Annotated in this window: 1 protein-coding gene; it reads left to right on the top strand. The window is 35.5% G+C overall.

Translation table 11 applies throughout. From position 1 onward, the window contains the following. On the top strand, window positions 1–848 hold an 848-nt coding region (locus BT997_RS15635), incomplete at both ends, for a DUF5801 repeats-in-toxin domain-containing protein (RefSeq protein WP_258239507.1).

The following is an 848-nucleotide window of genomic DNA, read 5'->3' on the forward strand; positions in this document are numbered from 1 at the left end:
GCAGATGGAGATACAGATACAGCATCAGTTAAATTAGTGTCAAGTGAAGATACAGAAGATGTAGCACAATTTAATATCTTAGATGATGGACCAAGTGCAGGATTAACAGATGCAGAAGTAGATAAAGCACAATTAAATGAGATAGAATTAACAGTAGATGAGAGTGCATTACAACAAGCGAATCCAGCAGATAATGTAGCAGATAGAGTTTCATCAGCAGACTTCACAAGTTTATTTAAAGTAGTAGGAGTAGGTGGAGTAACAGCAACAGATTTATATGGAACAGATGGAGCAGGAAGTGTAGATTATTCACTTAGCTTAACAAATTCATCAGATACAACAGTAAGTGGAGTACAATCAGGATTATTTGCCTTAGGTGCAAATGGTGCAAAAGGTGCAGAGATTTTACTAAGTGAAGTAAATGGAACAATTGTAGGTACAGCAGGTGGAGTAACATACTTCACAATAAGTAATACAGGAACAAATGTAACATTTACACAATCTGAGAATGTATGGCATTCAGATGCAACAGATCATGATGATACAGAGAGTCTAGTACTTAGCCAACTTAATAATGTAGATGTATCAATTAACTTAACACAAACAGTAACAGATGCAGATGGAGATACATCTAAAGCATCAGTTAAATTAGCATCAAGTGATACTACAGAAGATGTAGGTCAATTCAATATTAAAGATGATGGACCAGATGCAGGGTTAAATGCAACAGCAGTAACAGATGCTCAAGGTAATAATATAACATTAACAGTAGATGAAACTGAAGGAGTGGATTCTCCAGCAGATGATAATGGAGATAGATCTTCAAAAGCAGATTTCTCAAGCCTATT

This window comes from Arcobacter sp. LA11, from assembly GCF_001895145.1.
Classification (GTDB): Bacteria; Campylobacterota; Campylobacteria; order Campylobacterales; family Arcobacteraceae; genus Halarcobacter.